This is a genomic window from Micromonospora sp. NPDC049274, assembly GCF_040678875.1.
Classification (GTDB): Bacteria; Actinomycetota; Actinomycetes; order Mycobacteriales; family Micromonosporaceae; genus Micromonospora.
The window spans coordinates 1-18,082 of sequence record NZ_JBFAQS010000034.1 but is presented as its reverse complement, the minus strand read 5'-3'; the positions used below and the strand labels follow the sequence as shown (position 1 = coordinate 18,082).

7 protein-coding genes and 1 pseudogene are annotated in these 18,082 nt (G+C 68.2%); 4 read left to right on the top strand and 4 right to left on the bottom strand.

Annotation, left to right across the window (positions count from 1 at the left end; all coding sequences use genetic code 11):
- Positions 1 to 136 precede the first annotated feature (136 nt).
- Positions 137 to 1,780, bottom strand: coding sequence for a phosphoglucomutase (alpha-D-glucose-1,6-bisphosphate-dependent) (gene pgm / locus AB0K10_RS33045; RefSeq protein ID WP_363690140.1), 1,644 nt, complete (start codon positions 1,778 to 1,780; stop codon positions 137 to 139).
- Between the two features lie 29 nt (positions 1,781 to 1,809).
- Complete coding sequence (gene glgC, locus AB0K10_RS33040) at positions 1,810 to 3,042, bottom strand: glucose-1-phosphate adenylyltransferase (protein ID WP_363690138.1); 1,233 nt, start codon at positions 3,040 to 3,042, stop codon at positions 1,810 to 1,812.
- A gap of 72 nt (positions 3,043 to 3,114) precedes the next feature.
- Here glgC and glgA point away from each other — a divergent pair, with 72 nt between their 5' ends.
- Positions 3,115 to 4,320: a glycogen synthase gene (glgA, locus tag AB0K10_RS33035; protein ID WP_363690136.1), complete on the top strand. Its 1,206-nt coding sequence runs from the start codon at positions 3,115 to 3,117 to the stop codon at positions 4,318 to 4,320.
- Between the two features lie 14 nt (positions 4,321 to 4,334).
- Positions 4,335 to 4,799, top strand: a complete 465-nt coding sequence (locus AB0K10_RS33030) for a hypothetical protein (RefSeq protein WP_363690134.1) — start codon at positions 4,335 to 4,337, stop codon at positions 4,797 to 4,799.
- 79 nt (positions 4,800 to 4,878) lie between these two features.
- Here AB0K10_RS33030 and AB0K10_RS33025 read toward each other — a convergent pair whose 3' ends face one another.
- Positions 4,879 to 5,514 carry a hypothetical protein gene (locus tag AB0K10_RS33025; RefSeq protein ID WP_363690132.1) on the bottom strand — a complete coding sequence of 212 codons (636 nt, stop codon included), beginning with the start codon at positions 5,512 to 5,514 and terminating at the stop codon, positions 4,879 to 4,881.
- Between the two features lie 369 nt (positions 5,515 to 5,883).
- On the opposite strand from AB0K10_RS33025, the pseudogene AB0K10_RS33020 reads away from it, so the two are divergent.
- A pseudogene (locus AB0K10_RS33020) lies at positions 5,884 to 7,935 on the top strand (maltotransferase domain-containing protein); the annotation flags it as partial.
- A 290-nt stretch (positions 7,936 to 8,225) separates the two neighbouring features.
- Entirely contained in the window at positions 8,226 to 10,328 is a 2,103-nt protein-coding gene (gene glgB, locus AB0K10_RS33015) for a 1,4-alpha-glucan branching protein GlgB (RefSeq protein ID WP_363690130.1), read from the top strand.
- 860 nt (positions 10,329 to 11,188) lie between these two features.
- Here the strand turns inward: glgB and AB0K10_RS33010 are convergent.
- Positions 11,189 to 17,605: an RHS repeat-associated core domain-containing protein gene (locus tag AB0K10_RS33010; RefSeq protein ID WP_363690128.1), complete on the bottom strand. Its 6,417-nt coding sequence runs from the start codon at positions 17,603 to 17,605 to the stop codon at positions 11,189 to 11,191.
- Between the last annotated feature and the right edge of the window lie 477 nt (positions 17,606 to 18,082).

Here is an 18,082-nt window from a genome sequence, read left to right as displayed (position 1 = left end):
GCCCCCCCCCCCGCCCCCCCCCGCTTTTATCATGAAGTTATTGCCGCCCGCCTCGGCGTGTCGTGGCAATAACTTCATGATCAACGCGGGGGTGGGGGGTGGGGTGGGGTGGGGTGGGGTGGGGTGGGGGTGGGGTTTAGGTGTTGGAGAGGGCTTCGTCTACCAGGGATTTGGCTTCCTGCTGGATCTGCTTGAGGTGGTCGGGGCCCTGGAAGGACTCGGCGTAGATCTTGTAGACGTCTTCCGTGCCCGAGGGCCTTGCGGCGAACCAGCCGGACTTGGTGCTCACCTTGAGACCGCCGATCGGGGCGTCGTTGCCGGGGGCGGTGGTCAGGGTGGCGGTGATCGGCTCCCCGGCCAGTTCGGTGGCGGTGACCTGGTCCGGGGAGAGCTTGGCGAGCACGGCCTTCTGCTCCCGGGTGGCCGGGGCGTCGATCCGGGCGTACGCGGGCGCGCCGAACCGCTCGGCCAGCTCCGCCCAGTGCTCGCTCGGGCTGCGCCCGGTGGTGGCCAGGATCTCCGAGGCGAGCAGGCAGAGCAGGATGCCGTCCTTGTCGGTGGTCCAGGTGGAGCCGTCGCGGCGCAGGAACGACGCCCCGGCGCTCTCCTCACCGCCGAAGCCGACCGACCCGTCGAGCAGACCGGGCACGAACCACTTGAAGCCGACCGGCACCTCCAGCAGCGGTCGGCCCAGGCCGGCGGCCACCCGGTCGATCATCGAGGAGGAGACCAGGGTCTTGCCGACGGCGGCGGCCGGACCCCAGTCGGCGCGGGTGCGGAACAGGTGCCCGATCGCCACCGCCAGGTAGTGGTTGGGGTTCATGAGGCCGGCGTCGGGGGTGACGATGCCGTGCCGGTCGGCGTCGGCGTCGTTGCCCGTGGAGATCTGGTAGTCGGCGCGGGCGGCGATCAGGGAGGCCATCGCGTTCGGCGACGAGCAGTCCATCCGGATCTTGCCGTCGCCGTCGAGCGTCATGAACCGCCAGGTCGGGTCGACAGTCGGGTTGACCACCGTCAGGTCCAGCCGGTGCCGCTCGGCGATCTCCCCCCAGTACGCCACGCTGGCCCCGCCGAGCGGGTCGGCGCCGATCCGGATACCGGCGTCACGGATGGCGTCGATGTCGATCGCCGCCGGCAGGTCGTCGACGTAGTGCGCGAGGAAGTCGTACTCCCCTGTCGTGTCGGCGGCCCGGGCCCGCGCGTAGGTGATCCGGCGGACCTCCTTGAGCCCGGCGGCGAGGATCGTGTTGGCCCGGTCCTGGATCCACCGGGTGACGTCGGTGTCGGCGGGCCCGCCGTTTGTGGGGTTGTACTTGAAGCCACCGTCGTCGGGCGGGTTGTGCGACGGGGTGATGACGATGCCGTCGGCGAGCCCGCTGGTGCGCCCCCGGTTGTGGGTGAGGATCGCGTGCGACAGCGCCGGGGTGGGGGTGTAGCCGTCGCGGCTGTCGACGAGCACGGTGACCCCGTTGGCGGCGAGCACCTCCAGCGCGTCCACGGCGGCCGGCGCGGAGAGCGCGTGCGTGTCCCGGGCGAGGAACAGCGGGCCGTCGAGGCCCTGCTCCCGCCGGTAGTCGCAGAGCGCCTGGGTGACCGCGAGGATGTGGTCGGAGTTGAACGCGTTGCGCAGGCTGGAGCCCCGGTGGCCGGAGGTGCCGAAGGAGACCTGCTGCGCCGGGTCCGCGGGGTCCGGATGCTCGGCGTAGTAGGCGGTCACCAGGCGCGGCACGTCGACCAGGTCGGCGGGCTCGGCGGGCTGGCCGGCACGGGGATGGGTCACGGGGTTCTACCTCCTTGATAGTGCGACGGTCACGGCTCGACCTTCTGGCCCTTGCCGATCACCACGATGCCGTTGTCGGAGACGGTGTAGCGCTGCCGGTCCTTCTCCAGGTCGACGCCGATCTCGGTGCCCTCGGGGACGAACACGTTCTTGTCCAGGATGGCCCGGCGGACCACCGCGTGCCGGCCGATCTCGACACCCTCCATCAGCACCGAGCCCTCGACGTGCGCCCAGGAGTGCACACGCACCTTCGGCGACACGATCGAGTTCTCCACGAGCGAGCCGGAGATCACCACACCCGGGGAGACCATCGAGCCGACCGCGCGACCGACCCGCTCCCCCCACTGGTGGACGAACTTCGCCGGCGGCCACGGCGGCTGCTCGGTGTAGATCGGCCAGTCGAAGTTGTAGAGATTGAAGACGGGGTGCACGTTGATCAGATCCATGTGCGCGTCGTAGAACGAGTCGAGCGTCCCCACGTCGCGCCAGTAGCCGCGGTCCCGGTCGGTGCTGCCCGGCACCTCGTTGTCGCGGAAGTCGTAGACGTTCGCCTCGCCCCGCTCGACGAGCATCGGGATGATGCTGCCGCCCATGTCGTGCTTGCTGGACTTGTCCGCCGCGTCACGCTCGACCGCCTCGCAGAGAGCGCGGGTGGTGAAGACGTAGTTGCCCATCGAGGCGTAGATCTCGTCGGGGGCGTCGGGCAGGCCGACCGCGTCGGTGGGCTTCTCGCGGAACGCCCGGATCTTGCGGCCGTCCTCGCCGACCTCGATGACACCGAACTGGTCGGCCATCGACAACGGCTGGCGGATGCCGGCGACGGTCACCGCGGCGCCGGAGGCGATGTGGTCCTCCACCATCTGCCGGGGGTCCATCCGGTAGATGTGGTCGGCGCCGAAGACGATCACGTAGTCGGGCTGCTCGTCGTTGATGAGGTTGAAGCTCTGGTAGATGGCGTCGGCCGATCCGGCGAACCACCACGGGCCGCGACGCTGCTGCGCCGGCACCGGGGTGACGTAGTTGCCGAGCAGCGTGGACATCCGCCAGGTCTTGGTGATGTGTCGGTCGAGGGAGTGGGACTTGTACTGGGTCAACACGACGATCTTGAGATAGCCGGCGTTGGCCAGGTTGGAGAGGACGAAGTCGACCATGCGGTACATCCCGCCGAACGGGACGGCCGGCTTGGCCCGGTCCGTGGTGAGTGGCATCAGGCGCTTGCCCTCCCCACCCGCCAGGACGATCGCGAGCACCTTGGCAGCCATGCCCAGACGCTATCCACCCGCGTCGGACTTCACCACTCGTACGGGGACTCTTCTGCACTAGGGTGCGGGGTCATGACGGAACCCACCCCGCTGCGCGTCGATCTGCTCACCCGCGAGTACCCGCCGGAGGTCTACGGAGGCGCGGGCGTGCACGTCGAGTACCTGGCCCGGGAGTTGCGCCACCTCACCGACGTCCGCGTGCACTGCTTCGGCCTGCCGCGCACCGAGCCAGGCGTCACGGCGTACACCGAACCACCCGGCCTGACCGGCGCGAACGCCGCGCTGCGGACGATGGGTGTGGATCTGGAGATGGCCGCCGGCGCCGCCGGCGCCGACGTGGTGCACAGCCACACGTGGTACGCGAACCTGGCCGGGCACACCGCGAAGCTGCTGCACGGGGTGCCGCACGTGCTGACCGCGCACAGCCTGGAGCCGCTGCGGCCGTGGAAGGCCGAGCAGCTCGGCGGCGGTTACACGCTCTCCTCGTGGATCGAGCGCACCGCGATGGAGGCCGCCGACGCGGTGATCGCGGTCAGTGGGGGCATGCGCAACGACGTGCTCACCGCGTACCCGCAGATCGACCCGGACCGGGTCCGGGTGGTCTACAACGGCATCGACACCACGCAGTACGCGCCGGACTCCGGCACCGACGTGCTGGAGCGGCTCGGCATCGACCCGGCGCTGCCCAGCGTGGTGTACGTGGGAAGGATCACTCGACAGAAGGGCCTGCCCTACCTGCTGCGGGCCGCCCGGGAGTTGCCGGCGGACACCCAGCTCGTGCTGCTCGCCGGAGCGCCGGACACCCCGGAGATCGCCGCCGAGGTCCAGGAGCTGGTTGCCGAGCTGCGGGCCAACCGCTCCGGCGTGGTCTGGGTGGCCGAGATGCTGCCCAAGCCCGAGGTGATCCAGGTGCTCACCCACGCCACCGTCTTCGTGTGCCCGTCGGTGTACGAGCCGATGGGCATCGTCAACCTGGAGGCGATGGCCTGCGAGACGGCCGTCGTGGCGACCGCCACCGGCGGCATCCCCGAGGTGGTGGCCGACGGTGAAACGGGCCTGCTGGTCCCCATCGAGCAGGCCACCGACGGCTCCGGCACCCCGCTGGCCCCGGAGCGGTTCGTGGCCGACCTGGCGGCGGCGGTCAACACGCTGCTCGCCGACCCGACGCGCACCGAACGGTTCGGCCTGGCCGGCCGCCGACGCGCCGTGGAGCACTTCTCCTGGGATGCGGTCGCCCGCCAGACCGTCGAGGTGTACCGCTCGGTCGCCGCGCGCTGAGGGAGACGAGCACGATGCGGTACGACGAACTCGAAGCGGCCATTCTCGCGCTCATCGTCGCGGCCGGCGAGGATGAGCTGCGCGCCTTCGGTCTTGACACCGTCACCCGGCTGGTCCGCGCGGACCTGCTGGAGACGGCGGCGGACGACGAGCTGACCGAGGACGCGTGGGCGGCGTTGACAAGCGCCCGGGAGAACGTCCGGACGGCCGGCGCCGCTGAGCTGCGCGCACTGCTGGTGCGGATCGACGAGGGAATCCGCGCGGACGACGACCTGGACCAGGGGCTCCTGATCGTCATCACCGCGCTGGAGCACTGGACCACCTACCTGGAGGAGAATGAGCGCGGAGAGCTGTACGAACTCGCCATCCGCTCCGTCGAGGAGGTCGACTTCGAGGTCTCGGCCGACCTCGACGACGTCCTCGCCACCCCGGAGATGGCCGCCGAGTACGCGCGGATCGAACGCATGCTCACGGCCTAGCTCTCCGGCCGCCTGAGCTCTCGGGCCGGCGTTCCGGTTGGCTCTCCGGCCGACGTGCCCGTCGCGTCCAGGGGTCGCCTCAGACCGCCGTTCCCGGAGGGGACTTGAGCAACGACGTCGCCTCGGCGGAACAACCACCATGCCCGTGGCGAAGCGCGCTGGCCGCGATGCGGATGAGGTCGATGTTCACCCCGGCGGCGCCGGCCGGGTCGTCCACCCGCAGTTTCACGTCGAGGCTCACCGCCGTCCCGCCCCAACCCTGCGCCTCGATGTTGAGGTGGGCCACCTTGTGCGAGTTCAGGTGCGGCAGGTAACCGAGCGGAGCCACCTCAACCCTGCCCCCGGCGGGTCGGTCGACGGCCGGTCGGTCGACGGCGTGGTCTGCCGAGAGGGCGTTGAGCTTGGACTGCTTCTTGGTGTTGGGATTGTCGACCAGGTTGCGGAAGTCCTCGGTGCCGCCCAGGTTGACCTGGTAGGAGCTGACCAGCGTGAGGCCCCGCTCGGCAAGCAGGCGCAGCAACGCGTTGTGCAGCACAGAGGTGCCGAACTGGCTGGCCAGGTCGTCGCCGAGCAGCGGCAGGCCGGCCGCCTCGAACCTGTCCAGCAGGTGCGGATCGCGGGCCACCGGGTCGGACGTGGTGTTGATGAAGGCGACGCCCGCGGCGCGCGCCGCCTCGGCGTACGCCCGGGCGGTCTCCGGCCGGCCACTCGCCACCCCGCGCCACCGGCCTAGATCAACACGGGTTCCAGGAAACCGCTGCATCCCAGCCGCGTCGATACCGCAGTTTCCTGGAACCCGTTCCGGCCACGCCGGGAGGCTAGCCACTCAGGCGGACCCGGTGGTCTGCGTGAGTGGCTTCGACCGCACACCACAAAAGCGGGCGTTCCACCGTGGTTACCCCGCGTGATGCCGTCCCACCCGCACCGCCAAGATCCGCACAACTTCCGGGGAGTTGCTGCGTCAACACGCCGTGAGGCAGCAACTTCCCCGAAAGTGCGCGGATCTTCACTCGCCGCCCGGCCGTGGAGACTGACAGACGTGCTTGGCCGCGCGCGAAGGGATCTCGCACAGTAGGTTGGCGGGGTGACTGGACGGTTCCCGATCGAAGACGTCTCCCCTGTCGTCTCGTGCGGGCGGTACCCGGCCAAGGCGGTGGTCGACGAACCGGTTCCGGTGTCGGCCCGCGCCTACCGGGAGGGGCACGACGCGCTCGGCTGCAACGTGGTCTGGATGGGTCCGGACGGCGTCACCAGGCCGTTCACCCGGATGCGCCCCGGCGAGCCCGGCCAGGACCGCTGGCACGCCACGATTCGCCCGGACGCCGTCGGCTCCTGGACCTTCTCCGTCGAGGCGTTCCAGGACCCGTACCTGACGTGGCAGAACGCGGTCACCAAGAAGATCGCCGCCGGGCAGGGTCCGGCCGATCTCGCCAACGACCTGGCCGAGGGCGCGCGGGTGCTGGCCGCCGCGCGGGACCTCGTGCCGACCGCCGACCGGGCCCGCGTCGCCGCCGCGCTCACCGCGCTCGTCGACACCGACCTTCCATTGCCGCAGCGGGTGGACCCCGCGCTGGCCCTGGCCGACCTGCTCTGGGAGCACCCGGTGCGGGAGCTGGTGACCGTCGGTGACACGTACACCATCTGGGTTGACCGCAAGCGGGCGCTCTTCTCGGCCTGGTACGAGTTCTTCCCGCGCTCCGAAGGAGCGGCGGGCGGTCGGTCGGGCACCTTCGCGACCGCCACCGAACGGCTGCCGGGTGTGGCGGCGATGGGCTTCGACGTGCTCTACCTGCCGCCGATCCACCCGATCGGCCGGATCAACCGCAAGGGCCGCAACAACGCGCTCACCGCCGGGCCGACCGACGTGGGCTCGCCGTGGGCGATCGGCGCCGCCGAGGGCGGCCACGACACGATCCACCCCGACCTGGGTACGCCTGCCGACTTCCGGGCCTTCATCGAGGCGGCGGCGGCGCAGGGCCTGGAGGTGGCGATGGACCTGGCGTTGCAGTGCGCGCCGGACCACCCCTGGGTCACCGAGCACCCGGAATGGTTCACCACCCGCGCCGACGGCAGCATCGCGTACGCGGAGAACCCGCCGAAGAAGTACCAGGACATCTACCCTGTCAACTTCGACAACGACCCCGAGGGCATCCGCGCCGAGGTGCTGCGGGTGGTGCTGCACTGGGTGGGCGAGGGCATCCGGATCTTCCGGGTGGACAACCCGCACACCAAGCCGTTCGACTTCTGGCACTGGCTGATCGCCGAGGTCAAGACTGTCGACCCGGACGTGCTGTTCCTGGCCGAGGCGTTCACCCGGCCGGCCATCATGCACGGCCTCGGCAAGATCGGCTTCACGCAGTCGTACACCTATTTCACCTGGCGCACGACGGCCGCGCAGATGCGGGAGTACTGCGAGGAGCTGGTCGCGTCGGCCGACCACATGCGGCCGAACTTCTGGCCGAACACACCGGACATCCTGCACGAGTCGTTGCAGCACGGTGGTCCGCCGATGTTCAAGATCCGGGCGGTGCTGGCTGCGCTGCTCTCCCCCTCCTGGGGCCTGTACGCGGGCTTCGAGCTGTTCGAGCACGTGGCCCGGCCGGGCGCGGAGGAGTACCTGGACAACGAGAAGTACGAGCTGCGTCCCCGCGACTGGGCCGCCGCCGAGGCGCAGGGCCGCTCGCTGGCGCCCTTCCTGGCCACCCTCAACCGGGTACGCCGCGACAACCCGGCCCTGCACCAGCTCCGCAACCTGCGCTTCCACGAGATCGACAACCCGGCACTGCTGTGCTGGTCGAAGCACGACCCGGACACCGGCAACACCGTCATCGTGATCTGCTCGTTCGATCCACGTGTGGTGCAGTGGGGCAACACGACGCTGGACATGCCGGAGCTCGGGTTCGACTGGCACGAGCGGTTCACCGTGTACGACGAGCTGACCGGCACCAGCTACGACTGGGGGCAGCGCAACGCGGTGCGGCTCGACCCGTACCTGCAACCGGCGCACGTGCTTACCGTCCGCCGCCCGGTCGCGCAGCACTCCGCTCCGGAGCCCGCCGGCGTCGAACGGGCGGACCTGACCGTCACCGACGTTCCGGACGAGCTCTCCGGCGGCACCGCGCCGACGACGCCGGCACCGACGGCTGTCACCGACCCGACTGCCATTGCCGAGCAGGCGGCCAACGCCGACCCGACAGCCAACGCCGACCCGACAGCCGGCTCCGAGCCGGCGGTGGCTCCGCGCCCGGCGGCGGCCCGCCCGTCCGACGCCCGCCCCGCGGTGGCCCGCCCGTTCGACCCGCGTTCCGTGGCGGCCCGCGCGTCCGCTGCCCGCTCGGCGAAGGCCCGCTCGGCGGCGCCCCGCCCGTCTGCCGCGCCCCGCCCGTCCGCCTCCGCACCGACCGAAGCCGCCCCGAAGGACGACCGATGGACCAGCTGATCACCGGCGTGACGCACGACCCGCACGCGCTGCTCGGCGCGCACCCCGCCGACGGCTCGACGACGATCCGCACGATGCGCCGAGGCGCGGGCGACGTCGTGCTGCTCGTGGGCGACGAGCGGCACCCGATGAAGCGGGTGCACGACCTGGGCGTCTTCGAGGCCCAGGTCGAGGGGACCGTGCTCGACTACCGGGTGGAGGTCGACGGCGTCGTCCACGACGACCCGTACCGCTATCCGCCCACGCTCGGCGAGCTCGACCTGCACCTGATCGGCGAGGGCCGGCACGAGCGGCTGTGGGACGCGCTCGGGGCCCGGGTCTTCGACGAGGGCGTGGCGTTCAGCGTCTGGGCGCCCAGCGCGCGCGGGGTCCGGGTGATCGGTGACTTCACCGGCTGGGGTCCGGACGACGGCTGGCCGATGCGGTCGCTCGGCTCCAGCGGCGTGTGGGAGCTGTTCGTCCCGAACGCCCGGGTCGGCGCCCGGTACAAGTACCGGGTGCTCGGCGCCGACGGGCAGTGGCGGGACAAGGCGGACCCCCTGGCGGCGTACGCCGAGGTGCCGCCCGCCACCGCCTCGGTGGTGCACCACTCGACGTATCGGTGGAACGACGAGGACTGGTTGGCCCGGCGGGCCGAGCGCAAGCCGCACCAGGAGCCGATGAGCGTGTACGAGGTGCACCTCGGCTCGTGGCGGCCCGGCCTGGGTTACCGGGAGCTGGCCGAGCAGCTCACCGCGTACGTCACCGAACTGGGCTTCACGCACGTGGAGTTCCTGCCGGTGATGGAGCACCCGTTCGGCGGCTCCTGGGGCTACCAGGTGACCGGCTACTACGCGCCGACGTCCCGCTTCGGTGACCCGGACGAGTTCCGCCACCTCGTGGACGCCCTGCACGCCGCCGGCATCGGCGTGATCCTGGACTGGGTGCCCGCGCACTTCCCCAAGGACGAGTGGGCCCTGGCCCGCTTCGACGGCACCCCGCTCTACGAGCACGCCGACCCGCGCCGGGGCGAACACCCCGACTGGGGTACGTACGTGTTCGACTACGGCCGCAGCGAGGTGCGCAACTTCCTGGTCGCCAACGCGCTCTACTGGTGCGACCAGTTCCACGTCGACGGGCTGCGGGTCGACGCGGTCGCCTCGATGCTCTACCTGGACTACTCCCGCGAGCACGGGCAGTGGGCACCGAACAAGTACGGCGGTCGGGAGAACCTGGAGGCCATCGCGTTCATGCAGGAGGTGAACGCGACGGTCTACAAGCACCACGCCGGCGTCGTGATGATCGCCGAGGAGTCCACCGCGTGGCCGGGTGTCACCGCCTCCACGGCCGAGGGCGGGCTGGGCTTCGGGTTCAAGTGGAACATGGGCTGGATGCACGACACCCTGCTCTACACCTCGAAGGACCCGATCTACCGCCAGCACCACCACCACCAGCTCACGTTCTCCCTGGCGTACGCGTGGAGCGAGAACTACGTGCTGCCGATCAGCCACGACGAGGTCGTGCACGGCAAGGGCTCGCTGGCCGGCAAGATGCCCGGCGACACCTGGCAGCGGCTGGCGAACGTCCGCGCGCTGCTGGCGTACATGTGGGCGCACCCGGGCAAGCAGCTCCTATTCATGGGCTCCGAACTGGCCGACGACAGGGAGTGGAGCGAGGAGCGCGGCCTCGACTGGTACCTGCTGCACGACCCGGCTCGCGCCGGCGTCCAGCGGCTCGTCGGTGACATCAACCGGGTCTACCGGGCCACCCCGGCTCTGTGGTCGCAGGACACCGAGCCGGCCGGGTTCCGGTGGATCGCCGGGGACGACGTCGCCAACAACACCGTGTCGTTCGTCCGGATCGCCCCGGACGGCTCGACGCTTGTGTGCGTGGCCAACTTCTCCGCCCAGCCGCTGCACGACTACCGGATCGGGTTGCCGGCCGGCGGGACGTGGACCGAGGTGCTCAACACCGACGCGCACCACTACGGCGGGTCGGGGGTGGGCAACCTGGGCGAGGTGCACGCCGAGGACGTCCCGTGGCACGGGCTGGTGGCCTCGGCGGCACTCCAGGTGCCACCACTGGGCGTCGTCTGGCTCTGTAAAGGCTGAGCAACCTGACTGGATCCGCTCGGCCGTCTTAAGCGACTTCAACCAACTTGGTCGGATCGCGGCAAGATTTCCGCTCGGTTATCCCGCAGACGATCTTTTCCCTAGTCGCGACCGTCGCCGAGATCCTTCCACGTCATACGCCTCGGCCAGGTGGGCCTGGATTCCCACTCGTCGACCCTTCGGCGTATACCGACATCACGGCAACCCCAACGGCCGAAGAGTCGAATTTGAGGCTTGTGGAGTCACTTAGAAGGCCTTATTGGGTAACAGTCAGAATTGAGCATCAGCCATTCACGCGCAGGGCCCGAAGGGGTCGTTGACGGTCTACGTCAACGACCCCTTCGAACCTTACCCAAACCCTAGAGGCAACTCTTATTATTTCTTCGTTAAGAGCTGACAGTCACGGGTATATGGCATGCAAAAAGAACCGCAAGGGGCTCGATTTCACGACATACAAGTCGACCTGCATTTCCTTTCGAGAAGCAGTTGCTGGGACAACCGTCGTAGTGCCAACAACCTCCCCTGAGGCCCGCGCTTCGCTCTCCGAACCAACCCAGGATGGCAGCTGCAAGTGCGGAAGCAACTCGTTTTGTTTTACACCAACCACCGGCAGGATCTGCCCCAGGCACGATGAGTCAAGGTCACCCTTGTAGACAAGACTCCTATTCAGGTTGTCCGGACTGTCCCAAAAGCTGGCTGCCTGCTGAGCGCATGCCGGAAGGGGAAGATCATATGCCGCCAGGACTTCCGCAACCGTCTCGCCGGAACGGCCGTTCTGGTCATCCGAACCACCCCCGATACATCCCGACAGCAATAGGGCAGCCATCGGCACCGCTACCCGGTAGGCGCGCCACGCCATATCAACCAGTCCAACCGTAGGTTCTGGAGCCGGTCACGAAATACTCCCGAGCGTATCCATACTTCGGGAGATTTCTCATCGGCTCCAAACTGACTTCGTGGCCTCTAATTTCGGGCTTCTTTCCCTTGTCAAAGTTCCAGTCTTTCCCAACCTCAAGGGAGTAAGAGCCACTGTACGAATAGGCTCCACTTGATCCACGCGTAAGAACAACATTTCCACTGAGACGCATTCGGGCGCGTCCGATACCCCACGCGAAGTCCTGCTTTACGGGCGTATCCTCATGAGGGACAAGCGTTTCACGCCATTGCGTATCGAACTGGACATTGCAAACGGTTGCCCCTCCGCATGCTTGCTGCGAGGCGGCCAACACGTCCCCCTTAGCTTGGTCTACATCTGCGGCGAAATTGTCTTCAGAGAAGAGCATGTTCGGGTCGATTTCATAATTACCACCAGCAGCACTGAGGTAGTAGCCCCACATCGCACAAGCAGTCCACATCCCACGGGCGCAGAAATAGTCGGCAACGAGCTCGGTCTCAATCAAGTCACTTGGACCCGCCAATGAGATCGGTGGCCGTTCATACCAAGCCGCAGAGTCGAAGGCCGGACCATCGCTTCCGGCGTGAGGAGTAGTGAATCCCTTGAGCTTCACATTCACATTCTTGGTCGACTTCCCTCCCCTCGACTTAGTCGACGACCTTCCGTTCGCCTTACCCCACTTTACGTTCTCAGTGCTACCGCAACCCGACGGGCAACCTTTGGTAGGACTGTATCCGTAGCAATCGAATTCGCGGCAATCGGCGGGAATTTGGCCACTTGGATCACTCGCAGTGATGGGCGTGTTGTTGGCATAAGAATAGCCGTTCCACTGCTGCGGTTGGCTCGCGTCTTGCAATGGATCGACGGAGACGAAGCGTCCCAGGGAGGAGTCAAGAGCGCGGGCACCGACGATGGTGAGGCCGACCGGGCTCATCGGCTTGTTGAGGAAACCCCGGTTGTCAGGTGCCGCAACGGCCGCGCCGCGCCCTGCGCCGTACGGGGTGTACTGCCGCCAGGTCGGGTTCTGGGCGGTGCTGTCGAGGTAGAGCGACGGAGTGCCCTGGTGGTCGGCGATGGCGAAAGTGTAGGCGGTGCCGGTGCCGGTGCGGATGCAGCTACCGCCGCCGGGGAGCGCGTAGTAGCGACTGCCGGTGACAACACTGGTGGCGGTGTTGAGGGTGAGTTGCTGCCCGAGTAGGTAGAGGGTGTTCTTGCCCGGCTCCTTCTGCAGCAGCAGGTTACCGTCGGCGTCGTAGATGAAGGAGTTGGTGCCGCTCGTGCCACCGGTGACTCCGGTGAGCTTGCCGGCGTCGTCCCAGGTGAGGGTCTGGTTGCCCTGGGCGGCGTTGCGGCCGGTGGTGTTGCCGGCGTCGTCGTAGGTGTACGACGTGGTGCCAGTGGTTCCGCCGGTCGTGGTGGTGGAGGTCAGGGTGTGCGGCTTGTTCTGACCGTTGCCGTTGTAGGCGTAGGTGGTCTTGGTGTCGGTGCCGCCGGTCAGGTTGTGTTCGGTCTGCTGGGTGCGGTTGCCGATCAGGTCGATCTGCCAGCTGGTCCAGTAGGCGCTACCCCCGCCGATGGTGTTGCCCACCATGGACTTGTTGGTGTCGGTGGGCGTGGCGGCGCAGGCGTCGGTGCCCGTCCAGGCTTCCGTGAGCCGGGTCAGGCCGTCGTAGCCGTAGCACTGCGTCTCCGCCGGGGTCGTGGCACCCAACCGCTTGCTGATCTTGCGGGTGATGTTCCCGGCCAGGTCGTACCTGTACTCCTGCTCGTCCACGTTCGTCGGCGTGCCGGTAGCGCGCGTGACGAGCTGGTTCGTCAGCCGGCTGGTGTGCGGGTCGTAGGTGTTGGTCACGTAGGCCACGTTGGTGGCCGCGCCGAGGGTCTGCTGGTCGACCCGGCCGTAGGCGTCGTAGCTGACCCCGTTGGCGTAGTTGGCCAACCCACCGAGCACGGTGGGCAGATCCAGGATTGGCGAGTAGCCGTGGATCACCGTCTCCGAGGGCAGGCTGCCCTTGGCGGGATAGGTGTCGCTCAGCGGCAGACCCAGCACCGAGGTGTAGGTGTGCCCGAACACGTATGACCCGGCGAGAGCGCCTTCGCTGTCCGGGATGGTGACCGTCGTGCCGAGGGAGCTGCCGAAGACGTTGAACGCCTTCTCCTGGCTGGTGTAGGCCTGCCCACCCCGGTACGTGGTGGTGGTGGTCAGCTTCCCGATCGCGTTGGTGACTCCGGCGACACCGTTGCTGTTGTCGTACACCCACGACGCCCGCTGGTTCGCCGACGACTGGTTCGCCACCGTGGACGCGTACTCACCGGTCTTGCGGTTCAGCGCGTCGTAGGTGAACGACAGGGTCTTGCCACGCCCGTCGGTGGACTGCGCGAGGTTGCCGTTGGCGTCGTAGCTCATGCTGCTGCTGCCGGCGTCCGGGTCGGACTTCGCCACCACCTGGCCCAGCAGGTTGTAGGTCGAGGTCCACACGTTGTTACTGGCGTCGGTGAGCGTCGACTGGTTGCCGCGCTCGTCGTAGCCGTACTTGCTGACCGTCGCCGTACCACCGGTCACGGTGAACGTACCGGTGAACGTGTCCGCCGGCGCCGTCACCGTCGGACGGACGCTGTACTCCTGCAACTCCTTTTTCCGACCGATCGCGTCGGTCAGGGTGGCAGAGACGACGCCCCCGGCGGGGGGAACGACTGTGGTGCGGTCGCCGCCGTGCACGGTGGTCGTCGTCGACACCGTGACGCCGTTCTTGGCCGCCGTCACGATGACCGCTCGGCCCAGACCGTCGTACGTGGTGAAGGTCTGATTCGGCACCTGCTTGCCCAGGTCCGCCGCCGAGACCGGCGTGCTGACGGTCGGCAACGACCCGTCGTCCCACCAGCCGTTGTACGACGCGCGGGTCCACCCGTGCGTGTCGTAGAACGTGTCCGTGATCATCCGACCACCCGTCGGGGTGATCGACTGGGTCTGGCGCGGCCGCAGCAGGGCGTCGAGGATGGTGACGGACTTCTGGTAGCCGCTGCTGTTGTTCAGGGTTTCCGCGGTGGTGGCGGACACCCCGGTCTTCGACACCGTGTAGCCGAACTTGTGGTTCGCACCGACGCTGGTGGCCCGCGAGTTCAGCCACACCGACGTGGCGCGGCCGAGCGCGTCGTACTGCTGGGTCGTGACGATGCTGTTGGCGTCGGTGCTGACCAGCGGGATGCCGCGTTTCGTGTCGAGCGTGACGGAGCCACCGTGCTCGGCGGGGTTGGTGGTGGACGTGGCGGTTACCAGCTTGACGGCGTTCATCGTGTAGCCGGTGGCGGTCTTGTTGCCCTTGGCGTCGTACGAGTCGGTGACCCGGCCGTAGCTGTCGTAGGTCGAACGCCCGGTGGTCTGCCAGGTGTACGCGCCGGAGGCGTAGTCCTTCGCGGTCTGGGTGACGGTCACATCACCCTTTGACGGCGCCGCCGCCTGCGGGAACGTCGTGGAGAAGTCCACCACGTCGTAGAAACTGCGTTCGGCCTTCACCACCTGCGCGGGTCGGTTGACCGTGCCCGGTGCGGTGAGGGTGTTGACGCTGCCCGGCACCGACGCCGGGCTGCCCTGGGTGAAGCCGCCGCAGGCCACCGACACGGTCTCGGTCTGGCTGACCAGCCCTGCGAGGTTCTTGCCGGTGTTCACCGGCGCGTAGGTGTAGGTGGTGCACTGGTTGTACGCCGCGTCGACCGGCACCGTGTAGGTGTAGCTGTTCTTCAGTTCGCCGAACGTGGCGCTGGCGATGTTCGCGTCGTAGCTGCTGTCGGAGGCGGTGGTACGCCAGGTCACCGAGCCGCTGCTGGTCACGGCCTGGCGGGTGTACGTCTTGACCGGTGCCACCCACTGCGCCGTCAACGCCGACAAGCCGGTTCTGCTGCGCGTGGCGGTCGCCCCGGACACCCAGTAGGAGGTGATGGTGGAGGAGTCGACGCGACCGTTCTCGCCGAGGTACTGGGTGGTTTCCAGCTCCTTGCCGGCGAGTTCGTCGACGTCCTCGTGGTTGCCGCCGACCGAGTCGGTCAGGTTCACCACGGTGCTGTTGTTGTTCTTGGACATGCCGCGGTAGTAGACGGTCTCGGCCTGGGTGCGGCGATCGTTGACGCCGTCGCCGGTGAACGTCTGGACCTTGCCGTAGCCGCGGAACTGGCCGTAGCTGCGGTATTTGGTCTTGACGACCTCGTTCTCGTCGTAGTGCCAGGCCGCGCCGTTGAGGTACTTGTAGCTGGTCGACAGGGCCGCCGCGCCACCGGTCGGGTCGGTGGACGTGACCCGGGTGACGGCGTACTTGTTGAACCAGTCCTTGGTCGGGTTCACGTACCCGTCCGGGGTCCAGTAGACCGGGTAGCAGGACTTCGTGTTCGCCGCCGGGTCGGTGGTGACCGGGGCGGTGCAGGGCACCGGCAGTTCGTAGGAAGGCGAGATCACCGAACCGGTCTCGGTGGTGATCGTGGCGATGCGCTGCCGGTAGAACGACGGCAGTCCACCGGTGATGTCGACCCGGTTGGGCAGCTTGATGCCTGTGAACGACACCGACGGCAACGTGATCGCCGCCGTGGAGCCGCCGGCGCTCGTGTCGTGGCCGGTGCGCGCGATCGAGGTCAGCCACAACGTCGGCGACGTGCCGTCACCGGTGGCCGGCATGCTGTGCGAGAGGGCGTAGGAGTCAACCTTCTCGTACTGGCTGGTGGCCGTGTTGTATTGCTGCGCCTCGATCGAGGTCAGGCGCCGCGTGGAGAAGAACGCCGGGCTCCAGTCGTCACAGTCGGTTCCCGAGGCGCAGATCAGGTCGAACGGCACGTCCGGCCAGTTGGCCTTGTTCGCCGAGTTCAGCGGCTGACACGTCCCGGACAGGCAGCGGTCACCGGTGTTGAAGACCACCCGGTCCGGCACCGTGCCGTACGCGCCGCCGTCCGTGAAGCCGTAGTCGATGCGCGCCAGGTTGCTGTCGCGGATGTAGGACACGTCCGTGGCGCCCTTGTTGCGGCCGTAGTAGTTGGTGTCCTGGTCGTAGTAGTAGGCAATCGCGTTGCCGTGGGTGTCGGTGACGTAGTCCAGGTTCCACCGGTACGCCATCGTGCACACCGACGACGAGAACCCCGCCGAGTTGTAGCACGGGTCGCCGGAGTGCGGGGAGTACACCGGCGTGTGGTCCACCGACTTCGTCTCCGCCTTGCCCGAGGCCCACCCCGGCAGCCGGTTACGACCGAACTCGTAACTCGTGCCGTCGCGCAGCGTCACCCGCCAGTAGTCGGTGTTGTACGTCCCCGAACCGTTGTTGGCGTTCTCGACGTGGGTGACGACCTCGCCGTTGTCCGACTCCGGCTTCCACACCTTCTTCGTCGCATCCCACACCAGCGCCGTCGAGGAACCGTTCAACGACAGCGTCAGCAGCGGTCCGTCGTAGCAGCGGTCCGGTGTCTTCACCGGTGACGCGCTGCCGCCCGGCTCGTCCATGCACGAGGCGAAGGTCTGCTCCACGAACGAGCGCGGCGTCGACCAGCCGTCACCCACCCACGACGCCTGCGCGTTCGTCGACGCCGTCTGCCCGTCCACGCTGCCCGAGTCGTACGACAACGCCACCGTCGGGACGAGGTCCGACGCCGCCGGCGGCACGGTCACCGGATAGGAGTACGTAAACGAACCCGTGCTACCACCGCCGGTCCAGGAACCCGACGGCTTCAGATCCGTGGCCGCGTACGTGCCGCCCTTGCCGCCCTCCTCGCCGGCCGCTGCCACCGCCGCCAGCACGGTCATGCCACCCGTCACCCGGGCCTGCGCGTCCGCCGCCAACGGCACCTCGGCCGACACAGTCCGGGCCGCCGCATCGTTCATCGACACCAGGGGGGTCGCCGTCCGACACTCGCTCACCGTCGGCGTCGTTACCGCACAGGCCGGCAACCGCACCAGCCGCAGCCGCGACCCGTAGTTACCGCCGAACGCCTCGGCGAACCCCGCATAGTCCACTCCGACCCGCACCGAGCCCGAGGACACGTCCGGAGAAACCGACAGCAGTACGCCGTCCACCCCGGCCGCCTCAGCCGCGCGACGGTCGGCGACCTTCACCTTCAGGCCACGCGGACCGGCCCGGCCGGCCTTCTCGGCCACCGGCTGCACCCACACCGGCATGCCCGCCACACGTGTCTTCGTCGGCGTCGCCGCCCGCGCCCCAGCCGAGACGGCCGCCAGGTCGACCTCCGCCGAGGCGGCCTTCGGCCACACCGTCCGCGTCGGCTTGTACGTCGACTTCGCGTCGTCCGGGGGCGTCACGAACTTCGTCGGCAACGGCTTCACACCCTTGACCGATTGCCCCGGCGACGTCGCCGGGGCCTTCGCGATCTCCGGGCCCTTCGGCTTCGCCACCGCAGGCGAACCCGACAACAGGCTGGCTGCGACCGCTGCGGACGCGACAACCGCGACCAGCCGTCTTGGACGTTTGAGCACGCGGGATCCCCCGTGGACGGCCATGCTGACCTCAACTCTGTGCAGTGAAATGAGAGGCCACGCAGAGTGATTGATCATGCACCCCCGTGGCGCGAACAATGTTTCATGTTCAACCATCCCAAGAGGTCACGAACGGATAACGATGATCAGCTCCCGATGCCATCAAAACCGTCTCACTGAGTGCTAAAAGGACAGCAGCAAGTGACCGGAGACGTTTCTCGCGGGCCGGCGCGACTGCTTCACTGTGGCCGCTCGACCGCATGCGTCCATGCGTTCACGTCACTCACGGGGAGTACCTCAGATGATCACCAGACGGCTGCGCCTACGCGCTGTCGCATCGGGTGCGGTGGCCGCTGTGGCCATCGCCACGGCCGCGGTGCCGCTCGCCGCACCGGC

Bases quoted from the DNA above. Each gene is read 5' to 3' on its own strand.
- glgC (WP_363690138.1), bottom strand. From the start codon at position 3,042: ATGGCTGCCAAGGTGCTCGCGATCGTCCTGGCGGGTGGGGAGGGCAAG.
- glgB (WP_363690130.1), top strand. From the start codon at position 8,226: ATGGACCAGCTGATCACCGGCGTGACGCACGACCCGCACGCGCTGCTC.
- AB0K10_RS33030 (WP_363690134.1), top strand. From the start codon at position 4,335: ATGCGGTACGACGAACTCGAAGCGGCCATTCTCGCGCTCATCGTCGCG.
- glgA (WP_363690136.1), top strand. From the start codon at position 3,115: ATGACGGAACCCACCCCGCTGCGCGTCGATCTGCTCACCCGCGAGTAC.